Here is a 15,165-nt window from a genome sequence, read left to right as displayed (position 1 = left end):
CCGTTCGGACCGCTCCCCTCTCGCGGGAAAACCTCAGACCCGAATCACTTGGTGGTGTTCGGCGTGGTCTTCTTCGCAGCGGTGGTGGTGCTGCGGGTCGTGGTGGCCGGCTTGCGCGGCGCCGTGCGGTTCGCGGCCTTGCGGGTCGTGCTGCGCACCTCGTGCGCGGCCTCGCCGCCGACCTCGACGATCTCCTCGGCCAGCTTCTCGGCGCTGTCCTCGACCTGGTTCGCGACCTTCTCGCCGACCGAACGGGTGCGGCGGGTCACCTTGCCGAGCACGTCGTCGGCGAGGACCTTGGCGTCGGCGGCGGCGGACCCGGCGCGCTTCTGCGCGGCGCCCACGGCCTGCTCGACCTGCTCCACGGCCTGCTTGACCTGCGGCTGGGCCTTGAGCTGCTCCAGCGTCTGCTCGCCCTGCTCCGCGAGGTAGGTGTAGAGGTTCACCGCGGAGGCGGTGTAGGCGTCGACGAGCTTCTTCAGCTCGGCCGGCTGCAGCTTCTCGCGCAGGTCGCCCAGCTCGGTGGGCAGGTCCTTGGCCTGGGTGCGGGCCTCGTCGGCGCGCTCCTTGGCCTTCGTCAGGGCCTCGACCACGGCCTTGGCGGCGAGGTCACCGGCGCCGAGCGCGGCGAGAAGGGCCTGGCGGGCGGCGTGCGCGCCCTGCTCGGCGGCCTTGCGGACGTCGTCCTGGGTGAGCTTCGGCATGGAGATCACTCCTCTGAGTTCTTGGCGGCGTTCTCCCGCCTGAAAGATTCGTAGACGTCGAGCAGCACCTGCTTCTGCCGCTCGGTCAGATCGGTCGCGGCGACGATGGCGTCCGCCAACGCACCGCCTTCGCGCTGCTGGAGGATCCCGGCTTCGACGTAGAGCGCCTCCGCCGAGATGCGCAGCCCCTTGGCGATCTGCTGCAGGATCTCCGCGCTGGGCTTGCGCAGTCCTCGCTCGATCTGGCTCAGGTAGGGGTTGGAGACACCCGCCTGCTTCGCCAGCTCCCGCAAGGAGATCTTGGCGGTGTTGCGCTGCTCGCGGATGTATTCACCGATGTTGCGGCCGAGGTCCGCGACTGCCTTGTCGATGGACTTGTCCACTGTTCCCGCACCCCGTTCCTCTACCACCGACCACGTTAGCGAGGGGTGCTAGCAGTTGCAAGCACTCTGCTAGCAAGCGGTGCGTGGGCTCCGCCACAGGGCTACTGCGGCAGTGCCGTGGACGACACCGGGGTTACCCGACTCGACGGCGACGACACGGTGACCGGCGGCACACCGACCAGCTCGTCGAGCACGGCGATCACGCCGGAGGCGCTTCAAGTCCACATAGGACAGACGGTGCACGAGGCCGGCACCGGGACGGGCTGCACGAACTCGGCGAGCCGCGGCGGCAGCGGTTCGGGATCAGCATCGGTCCCGGAGGCCAGTTCCCGACACTGGACGATCTCCGCCGGCATCTGTGATCGAGAAGTGAACGTCACGACACGGGTCACTGAATCGACTGCGGGTGCTTGCGGTGCGTCATGATGCGACGCATGTCCAGATTCCGTCAGCAGGCGTTGCTGACCGGTTGCGTGCTGACCGCGCTGCTCACCGCGGCCGGGCTGTTCGCCACCGACCACGGCATCAACCCGCACCTCTGGCTCTTCGTGCTCGCGGTGGCGTTCCTGGGCTTGCTGGCACTGCTCGACCCGTGGGTCCGGCGCAGGCACAACGCCGCGCTCAGCACCGACGAGCACCTCGACGCCGCGTGCCGCGCGCTCGCCGTCGGCCTGCAGGCGCAGTGGAACGAGGAGGTGCGCTCGCGCGGCCTCACCGAGCCGGACCTGCTCGACCTGCGCTGGACCGCCCCGGAGCTGGACCTGGGCGACGGGCCGGACGCCCCGCCGGGACGCAGCGACGCGGTGGTCGGCGCGTTCGAGCGGCAGGCCCACCGCCGCATGGTCTTCGTGGGCGGCGCGGGCACCGGCAAGTCGACGGTCGCGATGCTGCTGACGTGCGGGCTGCTCGACCGCTACGACGGCGGCATGGTGCCCGTCCTGCTGCCGCTCTCGACGTGGAACCCGGCGGCCGAGGACATCCGCACGTGGCTCACCCGCCGGCTGTACGAGGACCACCCGGCGCTGCGCAACACCGAGCTGTACGGCAGCTACGCCGGTGACCTGCTGGTGGAGCAGCACCGCGTGCTGCCGGTCCTGGACGGCCTCGACGACCTCCCTGCCCACCAGCGCGCCGACGCGCTGGACCGCATCACCAAGGCGTTCCCGGTGACACGGCCGCTGGTGCTGACCTGCCGCACGGCCGAGTTCGCGCAGGCCGTCCACGCCGCCGGCGCGGTGCCGGGCGCGGACGTCGTCGAACTGGCGCCGCTCGACCTCGACGAGGTCGCCGCCTACCTGCGTTCCAGCGCCGACAGCTGGGGCGCCGCGCGGTGGGAGCCGGTGTTCATCCAGCTGCGCGAGGAACCGGACGGCCGGCTCGCGGAGGCGTTGTCCACGCCGCTCACGATGTGGCTCGCGAGCATGGTCTACGCCGACAGCGAGGCGGAGCCGACCGAACTGCTCGACCGCGGCCGGTTCCCCGACCCGCGGTCGATCTCCCAGCACCTCTGCGACGAACTGGTCTCGCGCGCGTTCGGCAACAGGGGCTTCGCGCACCACGCCGGGGCATCGCAGGTCTGGCCGCGCGAGAAGGCGCGCAAGTGGCTCGAGTTCCTCGCCCACGAGATGCGCGGCCGCGGCATCCGCGAGCTGGCCTGGTGGGAACTGCGCCGGGCGGTCGGCACCACGTGGCTCGCGCTGCTCGGCGCCCTGGCGCTGGGCGCGATCGGCGGGTTCGGCGTCGGCTGGCTGATGGCGTACTCGATCACGCCGAAGCTCGCGCCGATCACCGGTCTGGTCGCGGGCATCGCCGTGGGCGCGGCCGCGCTGACGGCGTCGCACGAGCGCAAGGCCAAGCCGCGGCTGGGGATCTGGCGCAGCCTGCTGCTCGTCCCCGGCGTGCTCGGCCTGGCCGGCGGGCTCGTCTTCGGTGCGCTGTACGGGCTTTCGGCCGGACTGGTGGTCGGGCTCGGTCTCGCCGTCGCGATCGCGCTGCGGTTCGCGTTGACGAGCGCGGCCGAGCTCTCGCAGGCATCAAGTCCACAGTGGACGATGGCGCGCGACCGGATCGCCGTGTGGACCGGTTCCCTGGTCCTCGCGGTGGTCTTCGGCTCGGCGGCCGCGCTGGTGTTCGGCCCCGGGCAGACCGGCATGGTCGGGCTGGGCCTCGCGTCCGGGCTGCTGCTCGGGTTCGCGCTCTCGGTGCTGCACCTGCGCTGGTGGTGGTTCACCGTCGCGCGGATCTGGCTCGCGCTGCGCGGGAAGCTGCCCTGGGAGCTGATGGTGTTCCTGGAGGACGCGCGCAAGCTCGGCGTGCTCTGCCGGGCGGGAGCCTGCTACCAGTTCCGGCACGGACTGGTGCAGGACCGCCTGGCAGAGCACGAGGTGACTACTCGGTCCGCAGGCCAAGTGCTCCGGTCGCCCTTCTCAGCGAGGGCAACGTCAGAGCAGTGACCGCGAGCGTCAGACCGGTCACGATCGCCGTCATCATCCCGATCCCGGCCCAGTCGTAGGCGATCTCGGCACCCGACGCGCGCATGACCAGCACGCCCAGTCCGACGCCGGTGGCGAGCGCCACGACCGTGGAGATCGCGAGCGGCAGGGCGTTCTGCCACAGCAGCGACCGGGCGAGCGTCCCGCGCGGCACCCCGCTCGCCGCCATCACGGCGAGCGGCCTGCGCCGCTCCCGCACCTGTTCCAGCGCCACGACCAGCAACGACCCGGCGGCCACCAGCAGCGTGAGGAACGCGCCCGCGAGCAGCGCGCGGCGGACCACGCCGAAGGTGCGTTCCGCCTCCCCGCTCTTGTCCGCGCCGACGAAGTAGGTGTGCGTCTGCCAGCGGTAGGGCGCCAGGGCGTTGCGCGCGTGCTCGGCGGCATCGGGCAGCGCCGGGTCGAGCTCGGCCATGAACTCGGAGTTGCGCGGCACCAGGCCGCGCGCGGCGGCCGGGGTGAGCAGGAGCCCGGGACGGGGACCGGTGACCGACCGCGCCTGCGGCATCGGGAAGGTCCCGCCCGTCACGCGCATCGACATGACCTCACCCGCAGCAGGAGGAGCGTCCCCCTTGGCGAACGGGACGTAGTAGGCCTTGCCGTCGGTGCAGTCGTCGATGGCCGCCAGCAGGGTCAGCGCCGCGCACGAGCCGGAGGTGATGGAGACGTAGCGGTTGTCCGGCAACGCGCCGAGCGCCTCGTCGACCCGGTGCACGGCGGTCACGGCCCGGCTGCCGGCGAGCGACGCCGCGATGGCGCCGACGTCGGTGCCCGGGGTGGAACTGGCGGAGACGCTCAGGTAGCGGAAGGCCGCCTCCTCCGCCCCCTCGGTCTGCACCTCCTTCTCGACGCCGGCGAACAGCATCTGCAGCGTCACCGTGCCCGCGAGCACGACGGCGACACCACCGACGACACGGGCGGCCGTACCGGAGTCGAGCTGCAACCGGCGCACAGCCAACTGCAGGGCCGGCGTGCGTCCCCGCAGCCGGAACACGACGCGTTCGACCAGCCACGGCAGCAGCACGGGAATGCCGAGCAGCAACAGCACGACCCCGAGCACCACCGGCTCCTCCTCGGGGCGCTCGGACGGGCCCAGCTCCCCGATCTGGCTCGCCAGCAGGGCCACCCCCGCCACGACGGGCACGAGCCGCCACCACAGCCTGCGCCGCACCGGCTTCTGGTCGCGCACCACGCCGAGCGGTTCGATGATCGTCCGCCGCATCGCGACGAGCGACGTCACCACGGCGAGCACCGGCACCGCCACGACCACGGCGAGCGTCAGCGCGAGCGTCGGCATCACGTCGGCGGGGAACGCCGAGAGCTGCTGGATGCTGATCCGGTCGACCGACGGCCGCACCGCGAAGAAGATCGCGAACCCGATCACGAGGCCCGCCAGCGCTCCGGCGAGCGACTCACCGGACGCGATCAGCCGCACCCTGCTCGCGGCAGCGCCCACCAGGCGCAACGCCGCCAGCCGGCGGTCGCGCTGGGCGGCGGCGAGCCGCGTCGCCACACCCACGAACACCAGCACCGGGAACAGCAGCACCACCAGGCCGACGACGCTGAGCATCCACAGCAGCGGGTCGAGCCCACCACCGCCGTACGTCAGGCCCCACCGGTAGACGAAGTTGTTCTCCGGGTCCGGCTGGATCGTCGCGTCGCCCGCGTAGTACAGCAGCTCACCGGGGTGGAGCAGGCCGGACTCGCTGATCGTGCCGACGACCCGCTGCGGGAACCGCGGCTTGAGCAGCTCCCCCTCCGGCGAGGCGAGCAGGTCGGCCAGCGCGGGCGACACGAAGACCTCCCCGTCGCCCGGCACCCTGTCGATGCCCCGCGGCAGCGGCGGGTCCGGCGCGACCGCCTTGAGGTACGAGCCGGCGACGTAGCCGGACCGGTAGGCGTGGTGCTGCTGCTCGGCGAGCAACGGCGGCGTGCCCGTTCCCTCGGACACGGCGTTGCGCGCGTCCTCCCTGGCCTCGCGCGCGCCGATCGCGTTCGGCAGCGAAGCCGCGAACAGCAGCAACGCCACGCCCAGGCCGATGCCCAGGCCCTGGAGCAGGAGCCTCGCCCACGACTTCCGGCTGCCCCCGACGGCCAGCCGGACCCCGAGCGCGAGGTCTGCGATCACCCGGTTCACCGTGCGAACTCCACGTCGCGTGAACGGCCATCGCGCACCACGACCTCGCGGTCGGAATAGGCGGCGACACGGGCTTCGTGCGTCACGAGCACCACGGCGGCGCCCGTCTCGCGGGCCGCGGTCGTGAGCAGGTGCATGACGCGTTCGCCGTTCAGCGAGTCGAGCGCGCCGGTCGGTTCGTCGGCGAAGATCACCTTCGGCCCGGTGACCAGGGCGCGGGCGACGGCGACGCGCTGGCCCTGACCGCCGGAGGTCTCGCCGGGGCGCTGGTCGGCGACCCCCTCGACCTCCAGCCGGGTGAGCCAGTCCACCGCGGCCCGTTCGGCGTCCTTGCGCTTCATGCCGCTCAGCCGCAGCGGCAGCGCGACGTTCTCGAGGCAGGTCAGCTCCGGCACGAGCTGGCCGAACTGGAAGACGAACCCGAACTCGGTGCGCCGCAGCTCGCTGCGGGAGCCGTCGCTCATCCTCGTCAGGTCCTGGTCGCGGTACAGGACCGTGCCCGAGTCCGGCGGCAGGATGCCCGCGAGGCAGTGCAGCAGCGTGGACTTGCCGGAGCCGGACGGCCCCATCACGGCCACGACCTCGCCCTCGCGGACGGAGATGCCCGCGTCCTCGAGCGCGTGGGTCCTGCCGAACGACTTGGTCAGGCCTTCGGCCCTCAGAAGACTCATCGCGTGACCTCCACGGCCAGCTGGTCCAGTCGGGCGGCGGTCAGTTCGAGCCACCGCAGGTCGGCTTCGAGGTGGAACAGCGCGAAGTCGCAGATGAGCTGGTCGGCGAGGTCGCCGTCGACCTTGCGCTTGGTCAGCTCGCGCATCGTGGTGAGGTGCGCCGACCGCTGGGTGTCGAGCACCTCGGTGGCGCTGCGGCCCGACAGCAGGGCCAGCACGACCTTCGCGTAGAGCGTGTTCTGCAGGTACGGCTCGGGCTTCTCCGGGGTGCCGAGCCACCGTTCGACGTCGGTGACCCCGGCGTCGGTGATGGCGTACCGCTTGCGCTCGGGACCATCGCCGGCCTCGACGCCCGCGTCGGTGACGAAGCCGTTCTTCAGCAGTCTCGACAGGGTCGAGTACACCTGCCCGTAGTGCAGCGGCCGGTCCTGGCCGAAGCGTTCGTCGTAGGCGCGCTTCAGGTCGTACCCGTGCCTGGGACCGCCTTCGAGCAGGCCCAACAGTGCGTGTCCGATCGACATGAGCAGCACTATACACACGATGTATACACGGGGTGTATTCCCGGAACGCCCTGACGGGCCGCCGCCGTGACGCCTACAGTGGTGGGGTGACTGGTCTGACTGTCGGCTGGGATCACGACGTCGAGCTGCTGCTCGACTTCCTGAACACTCGACACGTACTGGACAGTGAAGCCTCCTGGCGCGCGTGGGTGACCGAGCGCGGCCTCGGGCGGAGCAGCGACATCGCGCAGGCGCGCGCGGCCCGTGCGGCACTGAGGTCGTCCATCGAGGGGTCCTCCGGGCCGCAGACGGCCACGGGCGTGGTGCACATCGAGCTCACCGACGGCGTCCCGGTGCTGTCGAGCTCGGACGCGCTGGGCGCGGTGCTCGCCGCGTCGGCCCGCCTCGCGGTGCTGGGCTCCTGGGAGCGCTTCAAGATCTGTCCGGCCGACGACTGCCAACGCGCGTTCTTCGACCGCTCGCGCAACCGCTCGCGCACCTGGTGCTCGATGCAGGTGTGCGGCAACCGGGAGAAGGCGCGGACGTTCCGAAAACGGACCCGCGCCCAGAACACCCCTCAGAACAGCACGTTGGCCACGGTGTAGATCACCAGGCCGGCGAGCGCGCCGACCACGGTCCCGTTGATCCGGATGAACTGCAGGTCCCTGCCGACCTGCAGCTCGATCTTGCGCGAGGTCTCCTCGGCGTCCCAGCGCTCGACCGTGTCCGTGATGAGCGTGGTGATCTCCGCGCGGTAGTTCTCCACCACGTAGGCGGCGGCCTGCTCCAGCCAGCCGTCGACCTTGTCGCGCAGCCGCGGGTCGTCGGTCAGTCTGGTGCCGAGCGTGATCAGCCCCTGCGTGACCCGCTTGCGCAGCTCGCTCGACGGGTCCTCGGCGGCGTCGATCAGCATCTTCTTGGCCGTGCCCCACGCGCTGCTGATCAGCTTCTGCACGTCCGGGTGGTTGATCACCTGCTGCTTGACCTGCTCGGCGCGCTGCATCGTGGCCGGGTCGTTCTGCATGTCGCCGGAGAACTCGATCAGGAACTGGTCGACGGCCAGCCGCATCGGGTGGTTGACGTCGGTCTTCACCGCCCACGCGAAGTTGACCAGCTCGGTGTAGACCTTGTCGCCGAGCAGCGAGTCGACGAACTTGGGCGACCACGTCGGCGCGCGGTCCGAGACGATGAGGCTGACCTTGTCGTGGTTGTCGCGCACCCACTCGTACGCGCGGTCGCACATGAGGTCGACGAGCTTGTGGTGCGCGCCGTCGGTGAGCACCTGGCCGAGCAGCTTGCCCAGCGGCGGCCCCCACGGCTTGTCGGTGACCCGCCGCACGATCGCCTGCTCGACGACGGCCTGCACCACGTCGTCCTTGAGCACGGTGATCGCACCCTTGAGCACGTTCGCCATCTCGTTGGTGACCCGCTCGGCGTTCTCCGGCTGCTTGACCCACGCCCCGGCCCGCTCGGCGATGCCCGCCCGGCGCAGCTTGTCCCGCACCACCTCGGAGCTGAGGAAGTTGACGCCGACGAAGTCGCCGAGCGTCTTGCCGAACATGTTCTTGCGCTCGGGGATGATCGCCGTGTGCGGGATCGGCAGGCCCAGCGGCCTGCGGAACAGGGCCGTCACGGCGAACCAGTCGGCGAGGGCGCCGACCATGCCGGCCTCGGCGGCGGCTCTCACGTAGCCGACCCACGCCCCCTCGAACGCGTGGGTGGCGAAGAAGACGACCGTCGCGCCCACGAGGAAACTCGTGGCGACGAGCTTCATCTTGCGCAGGTCGGTGCGCTTCTGCTGGTCAGCGGCGGTCAGTTGCTCCACGGGTCCATTGTCCGTGAAGATCCTGCGTTGTGCGGGTACCAGCGCTAGTTCCCCGGTTGCAGCCGTTCACGTCGACCATCTTCGCGGAGATGACGGCGCTGGCCGTGCAGCACGACGCCGTCAACCTCGGTCAGGGCTTCCCCGACACCGACGGCCCGGAGTCCATGCTCACGGCGGCGCAGTCCGCGATCGGCTCGGGGGTGAACCAGTACCCGCCCGGCCCCGGCATGCCGGTGCTGCGCCGCGCCGTCGCCGCGCACCGGTCGCGGTACGGGCTGTCGTACGACCCGGACACCGAGGTCCTCGTGACGGTCGGCGCCACCGAGGCGATCGCGGCCTCGCTGCTCGCGCTCGTCGAGGCCGGGGACGAGGTCGTCCTCATCGAGCCCTACTACGACTCCTACGCCGCGTCCGTCGCGATGGCCGGGGCAACTCGGGTGTCCGTCGGGCTGCGCGAGGACGCGTCCGGGCGGCTGGCGCTGGACGTGGACGCGCTGCGGGCGGCCGTCACGCCGCGGACCAGGGCGATCCTCGTCAACTCTCCGCACAACCCGACCGGCACCGTCTTCCGCCTGGAGGAGCTCCAGGCGATCGCGGCGCTGTGCGTCGAGCACGACCTGCTGGCGATCACCGACGAGGTCTACGAGCACCTGGTGTTCGACGGGCTGGTCCACATCCCGCTGGCCTCGCTGCCGGGGATGGCGCCGCGGACGTTGTCGATCTCCGGGGCCGGCAAGACGTTCAACTGCACCGGCTGGAAGATCGGCTGGGTCTGCGGGCCCGCCGAGCTGGTCGGCGCCGTCCGGGCGGCCAAGCAGTTCATGACCTTCGTGGGCGGGGCGCCGTTCCAGCCCGCCGTCGCCCACGCACTGACCGCCGAACTCGACTGGGTGACGTCGTTGCGCGACTCCCTGGCCTCGAAGCGCGCGCGTCTGGCCGAGGGACTGCGTGCGGCTGGTTTCGAGGTTCGGTCGTCGGAGGGCACGTACTTCATCTGCGCCGACGTCCGGCCGTTGGGCTACTCGGACGGGTTGGCGCTGTGCCGTGACCTGCCCGCGCGGATCGGCGTCGCGGCGGTGCCCGTCCAGGTGTTCACCGACCACCCCGAGGACTGGAAGCACCTCATCCGGTTCGCGTTCTGCAAGCAGGACGCGGTGATCGACGAGGCCGTGGAGCGGCTCCACAAGCTGTAGTTGTCCACAGGTGTGGACGAGTTCCTCCACACCTGTGGACAACCCACTTTCGAGTGACCTGCGGAGCCGGGCCACCGGGATTCGACTCCGACTGGCATGGACTCGAACACGGAGGTTCTCGTCGGGTGGCGGGCCGGCTCGTGCGGCTGGGACGCCCTCGTCGAGCGCTACTCGCGACTCGTCTGGTCGGTGCCCAGATCGTTCCGCCTGAGCCACGCCGATGCGGCGGACGTCTACCAGTGCACCTGGCTCTGCCTGGCCGAACACCTCACGCGGCTGCGCCGGCCGGAGTCGCTCGGCGGCTGGCTGGTCCGTACCGCCACCCGGCAGTCGATCGCCGTCGTGCGCGCTCGCGGGCGGGAGGTGCCGTTCGACCTGTGGGAGCCGGAGTCGGTGCTACCGGCACCCGACGAGGTGGTCGTCACCGGTGACCGGCAACGGCGGCTGTGGACGGCGCTGACGACGTTGACCGAGCGGTGCCAGCGGTTGCTGCGAATAGCTGCCCACAGCCCGGAGCTGAGTTATGCACAGGTTGCCGACGCCCTGGGGATGAAGGTGGGGAGCGTTGGTCCCACGCGCAGCCGATGCCTCGCCGACCTGCGGCGCAAGGTGGAGGAGCTGCGATGAGGGACCCGTTGCTCGACGAGCTCGCCGACCTCTTCCGCTCCGACGCGCCGCCTCCCGTCCCGACGCCCCGCCCGACCGGCTTCGTCCCCATGGAGCCGGTGCGGGAACCGGTGCGGGGTCCGTCCCGCCAGCTCGTCTTCCACGCCGGTGCCGGGCGCCTGCACCTCCAGCTCGACCCCGGCCACCTGACCGGCGTGCTGGACGACGCGGCCGCCGTCGAGGTCCGCACCCCGGCCGGCACCCGAGCGCTCGAACCGGACCCCGAAGGGTGGTTCCGCGCCACCATCACCCCGGGACCGGTGTGCGTGACCGTGCCCGCACTGGGCCTGACGACGGGCTGGTTCGTCGCGTGAGCGCCACCGCCGACCCGCGGGCCACCATCGCGTCGACCGAGGTCCGCGGCACGAGGGCCGAGCGGGCCGACGCGTTGCACGACCTCAGCGTCGCGCACGTCGAACTGGGCCACCTCGACGTCGCCGCCCGGTTCGCGCGGCGCGGGGTGCGGCTCAGCGGCGAGGCCCGGTTCCACCTCACCCTCGCGTGGATCGAGCTGGACCGGGGGCGCCGCGAGCAGAGCCTGCGCCACCTCGACCTCGCGGCACCGCACCTGCGCGGGCACGAGCGGGTCCGGGCCAGGTGCCTGCGCGGGCTGCACCTCGCGGGCGAGCCGCGGCTCGCGATCGCGGAGCTGACCGCGGTGATCAGGGACCTGAAGCGGCGCGGCGACGAGCGGTGGCTGGCCAACGCGCTGGTCGGTCGCGGGATCGCGCGGTGCGGCGCCGCGCAGCTGAGCAGGGCGGAGGCCGACTTCCGCGCGGCCCAGACCGTGCTGGCCGCGCTCGGTGAACCGGTGCGGGCGGCGATGTGCCTGCACAACAGGGGTTTCGTGGCGATGCTCGCCGGCGACCTGCCGCTGGCGCTGCGCCGGTACGAGGAGGCGGCGAGGGCCGGGCTCGACTCCACCAGCAAGCCGGAGGCGCTCGTCGACCGGGCCGAGGCGCTGCTCGCCGCCGGGCTCACGGCCGAGGCACGGCGGGTGCTGGCCCCGGCGGTGGAGCTGCTGAAGCGGTGCCGGCGGCATGTGCCCGAACTGGCGGTGCTGAGCGCGCGGTGCGCGTTGCGCGGCGGCGACCCGGAACCCGCCCGGCGGCTGGGCGGCGACGATCCCGAGTTCCTGCTCGCCGCCGGGAAGCTCGACGTCGTTGCGGCACAGCGGTTCCGCGGTCCCGTGCAGACGCGGGCGCTGGGCTGGCTCGCGCAAGCGCGGCGGTCGGACCGGCGGGGTGCGCTGGCGGCGTGCCGGGCGGGGCTCAAGCTGCTCGACGAGCACCACGGCGACTGGCCGCGGCGGGAGCTCACCGGGCACGCGCTCGGCCTGGCCCGGACCGCGCGCGAGGTCCTGCACTGGTCGGAACGGCACCGGGCCTCGACGCCGTTGCCGCCGGACGACCCGGAGCTGGCACGCGCGCTCGCGGAGCTGAGGCGGGCCAAGGCGTTCGGCCTGCCGCTCGAGGTGCTGGAGAGGAACGTCCGCAGGCTCTCCCTCGCCGCCGGGCGCCGGGCCGCGCACGACGCGGCCGCACCGGACCTGCCCCTGGTCAGCTTCGTCGTCCACGGAGGACGGATGACCGCGGTCACGCTGGTGGGCGGACGCGCGAGCATGCGCACGATCCCCGACCCGGCCGAGCTCGTGCGCACGGCGAGGCTCTCGCTGCGAGCGGGCAGGAAGATCACCACGGACCTGCTGCCCGACGCCGAAGAGGTCGTCGTCGTCCCGGACGGCGTGCTCCACTCGATGCCGTGGGCGGCGTTCGGACGCGTGCACGTCGTCCCGTCGCTGCGCCACTGGCGGCCGGGGAGCCGCGGCGGGCACCGGGTGTGGGTGGCGGGACCCCGGCTGCACGACGAGGAGGTGACCGCGCTGCGGCGGGAGCACGGCGGAACGGTTGTCGAGTCCACTGTGGAGGGAACGCTCCGAGGGCTGGAGGGTGCGGGTGTCGCGCACATCGCGGCCCACGGGCACGTCCACCCCGAGAACCCGTTGTTCTCCCACCTCGACCTGGCCGACGGCCCGCTCTACGGCTACGACCTCGCCCGCCTGCGGAACCCGCCGGAGGTGGTCGTCCTGTCGGCGTGCGAGTCGGGTCTCGCGCGGGCGTTCCTCGACGCGGGCACCAGGGCGGTGATCGCGAGCGTGCTGCCGGTGCCGGACGCGCTCGTGCGGGAGGCCATGACCGAACTCCATCGGCTGGCAGGCCACCCCGCCGAGGCCGCCAGGGCCGTCGCCCACCTGGGGTTCAGCTGCTACGGCACGGGGACCAGGGTCGCGGCGTGCAACGCGGCCGCGAACGACGTGCCCGTGCAGAGCAGTTGCGACGACCCGACCGTGGCCGGCACGTCGACACCGGACGCGACCACGTCCACCCACGGCCCGTGACCTGAGAACGGCGCCTCGGCACCCACGGCCGTCACGGCGGGCAGAGCGGCGGGCCACCACGGGCGGGACGAGCCGCCGTTGCCCGCCGCGGCGACCACGTTCGCGGAGCAGGCGGCCAGCACCGGCGGGCACCGGTCGTCGAACGAGTACGTGCCGGAGGCGACCAGGACGACCGGCAGGTCGCGGGTGGCGCGCAGGGCGGCGGCGAGGGTCAGGTCGTCACCGAAGCCGGAGGCGCTCAGCACCGGGAACGGGCGGACCGACGCACCGTGGTGGCGGAGGACTCCGGCGACCAACGAGCCGTGCGGGGCGTCGAGAGAGGTGTCGAGCAACGCGACCGTGCCCTCGCCCAGCAACTCCGGCAGACGACTGCCGACGACCGGGCGGCAGGTGCCGAGCATGATCGGGCAGGCGACGTGGACGTGGTTCGGCGTCGCACCGACCTCGGCCGCGATGTCCACCACCCTTACCCGATCGGGCGTTTTCAGGAACATGCGAAGGGCGCCCGCGACGATCTCCTCGTGCGAGTAGACACCCCGCAAGCGCTTGCGCACCCTGGGTGCGTCCGCGGGCAGCACGATCAGCTCCCCCGAACGGACCAAGCACTCGTTCGGGCCCGCCCGATCGTGCACGTGTACCGGGCCGAGCGCGCGGGCGGCGCGATCGGCCAGCTCAGAAAGGCTGTTGACCTGCTGGGGCGCGTCCACATCGGACACGATCCCCCGCCGCGCGGCGGTCCACACGGGACCGGAGCGGCGATGTCACTCGATCCGATGACGACACTGACGGTGTTCGCACCCGATCGGGAAGACACGGACAGCCGCACGTCACCGCCCTTCCGAGTGTTTCGCGGCGAGGCGGTTCGCAAAGCCACTCACCAGTGCTAGACATAGCTCGACGTCGACCTCCGACGGCGCTTCGCGTCGGCGGTGACCCGAACGGTGGACGGGTGGTGATCCTGTGGCGAGTGGTGGAGCTGTCGCACTGCTGCTGCGGACCGCCGCGCTCGGCGGGCTGACCGCCGCCGCCTGGCTGCTGGGCGGGACGACCGCCTCCGCCAGTCCCGACCAGGCCCCGCCGGCCGTCGAGATCACCGCCGGAGCGCCCGCGGCCGCCGGCGCCACCGCCGAGGCGCCTGCGCCCGGCGAGAACACTGCTGTCGAGACCACCGCCGGGATCACCGACGTGGCACCGCCCCCGGTCGAGACCGCCGCCGCCGGCTCCGCCGCGGCACCGTCGCTGATGGACGATCCGGCCGGCTGGGCCCAGGCGTTCGTCGCGAACGTGATGGATCGTCACGAACCGGCGAAGCTCGCCCTGGCGCCGTTCGTCGTTCCGCCCCAGTCGCAGTCCGGGGACGAGGCTGCGGAAGAACCCGAACAGGACGAGGGCCCCGTCCTCGACTTCACGGGTGGCACCAAGGGCACCGTGCGATCGGGCAGCGTGTCGAACCAGGCACCGCCCGAGGTGATCCAGGCCAAGGCCCAGGTCCGTGCCGCCCGCAAGGCCGCGAAGCTCGCCGCCGAGCTGCCGCCGCCTCCGCCTCCGCCCGCGCCGCCCGTCGTCGCGGTCAAGCAGGTCGTGCCGCTGCTGCCCGACCTGCTCTCCCCTCCCGCGCCCGCGAAGGCCGAGCAGGCGCCGGTGAGCGACCTCACCTGGACCACCCCCGGACCCGGCGCCCCGCTGCCCGCTCCGCAGCAGGCGCCTGTCGTCGCGACGGCCTCCGCGGCGTCCGGTCACACCGACAACTCGGGCGGCACGCGCGGCGTGCTCGCCGTTCTGACGTCGCAGAACTCGCTCTTCCCCACCACCACGTGGTCGGTCGAGGAGCGGCGCGACGGCACTGCGCCGGGCAGCATTCCCGGCCTGCCGGCCACGTCACCCGACTGAGTCCGGCAGGACAGGTCTGCCCTCTGCGCGATTTGTGACCGTCTCGTTCCGTCGCGCCAGTAACTCCGCACAACATTTCCCGTTGTACGCAAGGAACCCAGTCTTCCTGACCTGCCAACCGCGCCCTGGCAGGTCGGGTCTGGTCCGAGTGCCGCGCCGCCGATCTCGTCAACACCGGATTGACGGAGATGCGGGGTGCCACCTCGCCCCGGTTGCAGCTGGAGCTGATCTGCGCCCGGGTGCTGCTGCCCGCCGCGTACGGGAACGACGAGCGGGCGCTGCAGTCCCGGGTGGAGCGTCTGGAGA

At 72.2% G+C, this 15,165-nt stretch carries 13 protein-coding genes; 7 read left to right on the top strand and 6 right to left on the bottom strand.

Annotated elements, in window-relative coordinates; genetic code table 11:
• Positions 1-44 precede the first annotated feature (44 nt).
• Together ACFWGZ_RS31155 and ACFWGZ_RS31150 are read right to left on the bottom strand one after the other, a co-directional pair.
• Positions 45-704 (bottom strand): hypothetical protein, encoded by a 660-nt coding sequence (locus ACFWGZ_RS31155; RefSeq protein ID WP_382455161.1) that lies wholly within the window; start codon positions 702-704, stop codon positions 45-47.
• Positions 705-709: 5 nt separating this feature from the next.
• A complete protein-coding gene (locus ACFWGZ_RS31150) occupies positions 710-1,087 on the bottom strand; it encodes a helix-turn-helix transcriptional regulator (protein ID WP_330850596.1) in 378 nt (125 codons plus the stop codon).
• 434 nt (positions 1,088-1,521) lie between these two features.
• Here ACFWGZ_RS31150 and ACFWGZ_RS31145 point away from each other — a divergent pair, with 434 nt between their 5' ends.
• Positions 1,522-3,540 (top strand): NACHT domain-containing protein, encoded by a 2,019-nt coding sequence (locus tag ACFWGZ_RS31145; RefSeq protein ID WP_382455160.1) that lies wholly within the window; start codon positions 1,522-1,524, stop codon positions 3,538-3,540.
• Here ACFWGZ_RS31145 and ACFWGZ_RS31140 read toward each other — a convergent pair.
• From ACFWGZ_RS31140 to ACFWGZ_RS31130, 3 genes are read right to left on the bottom strand one after another with little or no spacing between them, the layout of a single operon-like run.
• Complete coding sequence (locus ACFWGZ_RS31140) at positions 3,476-5,707, bottom strand: FtsX-like permease family protein (protein WP_382455159.1); 2,232 nt, start codon at positions 5,705-5,707, stop codon at positions 3,476-3,478. The genes ACFWGZ_RS31145 and ACFWGZ_RS31140 overlap by 65 nt on opposite strands.
• Before the next feature lie 5 nt (positions 5,708-5,712).
• Positions 5,713-6,387: an ABC transporter ATP-binding protein gene (locus ACFWGZ_RS31135; RefSeq protein WP_382455158.1), complete on the bottom strand. Its 675-nt coding sequence runs from the start codon at positions 6,385-6,387 to the stop codon at positions 5,713-5,715.
• Positions 6,384-6,908: a PadR family transcriptional regulator gene (locus ACFWGZ_RS31130; RefSeq protein WP_382455157.1), complete on the bottom strand. Its 525-nt coding sequence runs from the start codon at positions 6,906-6,908 to the stop codon at positions 6,384-6,386. Before ACFWGZ_RS31130 ends, ACFWGZ_RS31135 begins: the two co-directional genes overlap by 4 nt.
• 86 nt (positions 6,909-6,994) lie before the next feature.
• Here ACFWGZ_RS31130 and ACFWGZ_RS31125 point away from each other — a divergent pair, with 86 nt between their 5' ends.
• Positions 6,995-7,492, top strand: coding sequence for a CGNR zinc finger domain-containing protein (locus ACFWGZ_RS31125; protein ID WP_382455156.1), 498 nt, complete (start codon positions 6,995-6,997; stop codon positions 7,490-7,492).
• On the opposite strand, the gene ACFWGZ_RS31120 is transcribed toward ACFWGZ_RS31125, so the two are convergent.
• A complete protein-coding gene (locus tag ACFWGZ_RS31120; protein ID WP_382455155.1) occupies positions 7,465-8,712 on the bottom strand; it encodes a DUF445 domain-containing protein in 1,248 nt (415 codons plus the stop codon). The genes ACFWGZ_RS31125 and ACFWGZ_RS31120 overlap by 28 nt on opposite strands.
• Positions 8,713-8,741: 29 nt before the next feature.
• On the opposite strand from ACFWGZ_RS31120, the gene ACFWGZ_RS31115 reads away from it, so the two are divergent.
• The 5 genes from ACFWGZ_RS31115 (at position 8,742) to ACFWGZ_RS31095 (ending at position 14,859) form a co-directional block, all read left to right on the top strand.
• Positions 8,742-9,905, top strand: coding sequence for a pyridoxal phosphate-dependent aminotransferase (locus ACFWGZ_RS31115; RefSeq protein WP_382455154.1), 1,164 nt, complete (start codon positions 8,742-8,744; stop codon positions 9,903-9,905).
• Between the two features lie 96 nt (positions 9,906-10,001).
• On the top strand, positions 10,002-10,532 hold the full coding sequence (locus ACFWGZ_RS31110; RefSeq protein WP_382455153.1) for an RNA polymerase sigma factor: 531 nt from the start codon (positions 10,002-10,004) through the stop codon (positions 10,530-10,532).
• Positions 10,529-10,885, top strand: coding sequence for a hypothetical protein (locus tag ACFWGZ_RS31105; protein ID WP_382455152.1), 357 nt, complete (start codon positions 10,529-10,531; stop codon positions 10,883-10,885). The genes ACFWGZ_RS31110 and ACFWGZ_RS31105 overlap by 4 nt, the downstream gene beginning before the upstream one ends.
• Positions 10,882-12,969, top strand: coding sequence for a CHAT domain-containing protein (locus ACFWGZ_RS31100; RefSeq protein ID WP_382455151.1), 2,088 nt, complete (start codon positions 10,882-10,884; stop codon positions 12,967-12,969). The genes ACFWGZ_RS31105 and ACFWGZ_RS31100 overlap by 4 nt, the downstream gene beginning before the upstream one ends.
• 960 nt (positions 12,970-13,929) lie before the next feature.
• Positions 13,930-14,859, top strand: a complete 930-nt coding sequence (locus ACFWGZ_RS31095) for a hypothetical protein (RefSeq protein WP_382455150.1) — start codon at positions 13,930-13,932, stop codon at positions 14,857-14,859.
• Positions 14,860-15,165: the final 306 nt, after the last annotated feature.

This window comes from Lentzea sp. NPDC060358 (genome assembly GCF_042725365.1).
Classification (GTDB): Bacteria; Actinomycetota; Actinomycetes; order Mycobacteriales; family Pseudonocardiaceae; genus Lentzea.
Note: the sequence above shows the minus strand (reverse complement) of the source record. Positions and strands in the feature narration are given on the sequence as shown.

Excerpts from the sequence above, each read along its gene's own strand:
- ACFWGZ_RS31155 (WP_382455161.1), bottom strand. The coding sequence starts at position 704 with ATGCCGAAGCTCACCCAGGACGACGTCCGCAAGGCCGCCGAGCAGGGC.
- ACFWGZ_RS31105 (WP_382455152.1), top strand. The coding sequence starts at position 10,529 with ATGAGGGACCCGTTGCTCGACGAGCTCGCCGACCTCTTCCGCTCCGAC.
- ACFWGZ_RS31135 (WP_382455158.1), bottom strand. The coding sequence starts at position 6,387 with ATGAGTCTTCTGAGGGCCGAAGGCCTGACCAAGTCGTTCGGCAGGACC.
- ACFWGZ_RS31110 (WP_382455153.1), top strand. The coding sequence starts at position 10,002 with ATGGACTCGAACACGGAGGTTCTCGTCGGGTGGCGGGCCGGCTCGTGC.
- ACFWGZ_RS31145 (WP_382455160.1), top strand. The coding sequence starts at position 1,522 with ATGTCCAGATTCCGTCAGCAGGCGTTGCTGACCGGTTGCGTGCTGACC.
- ACFWGZ_RS31130 (WP_382455157.1), bottom strand. The coding sequence starts at position 6,908 with ATGTCGATCGGACACGCACTGTTGGGCCTGCTCGAAGGCGGTCCCAGG.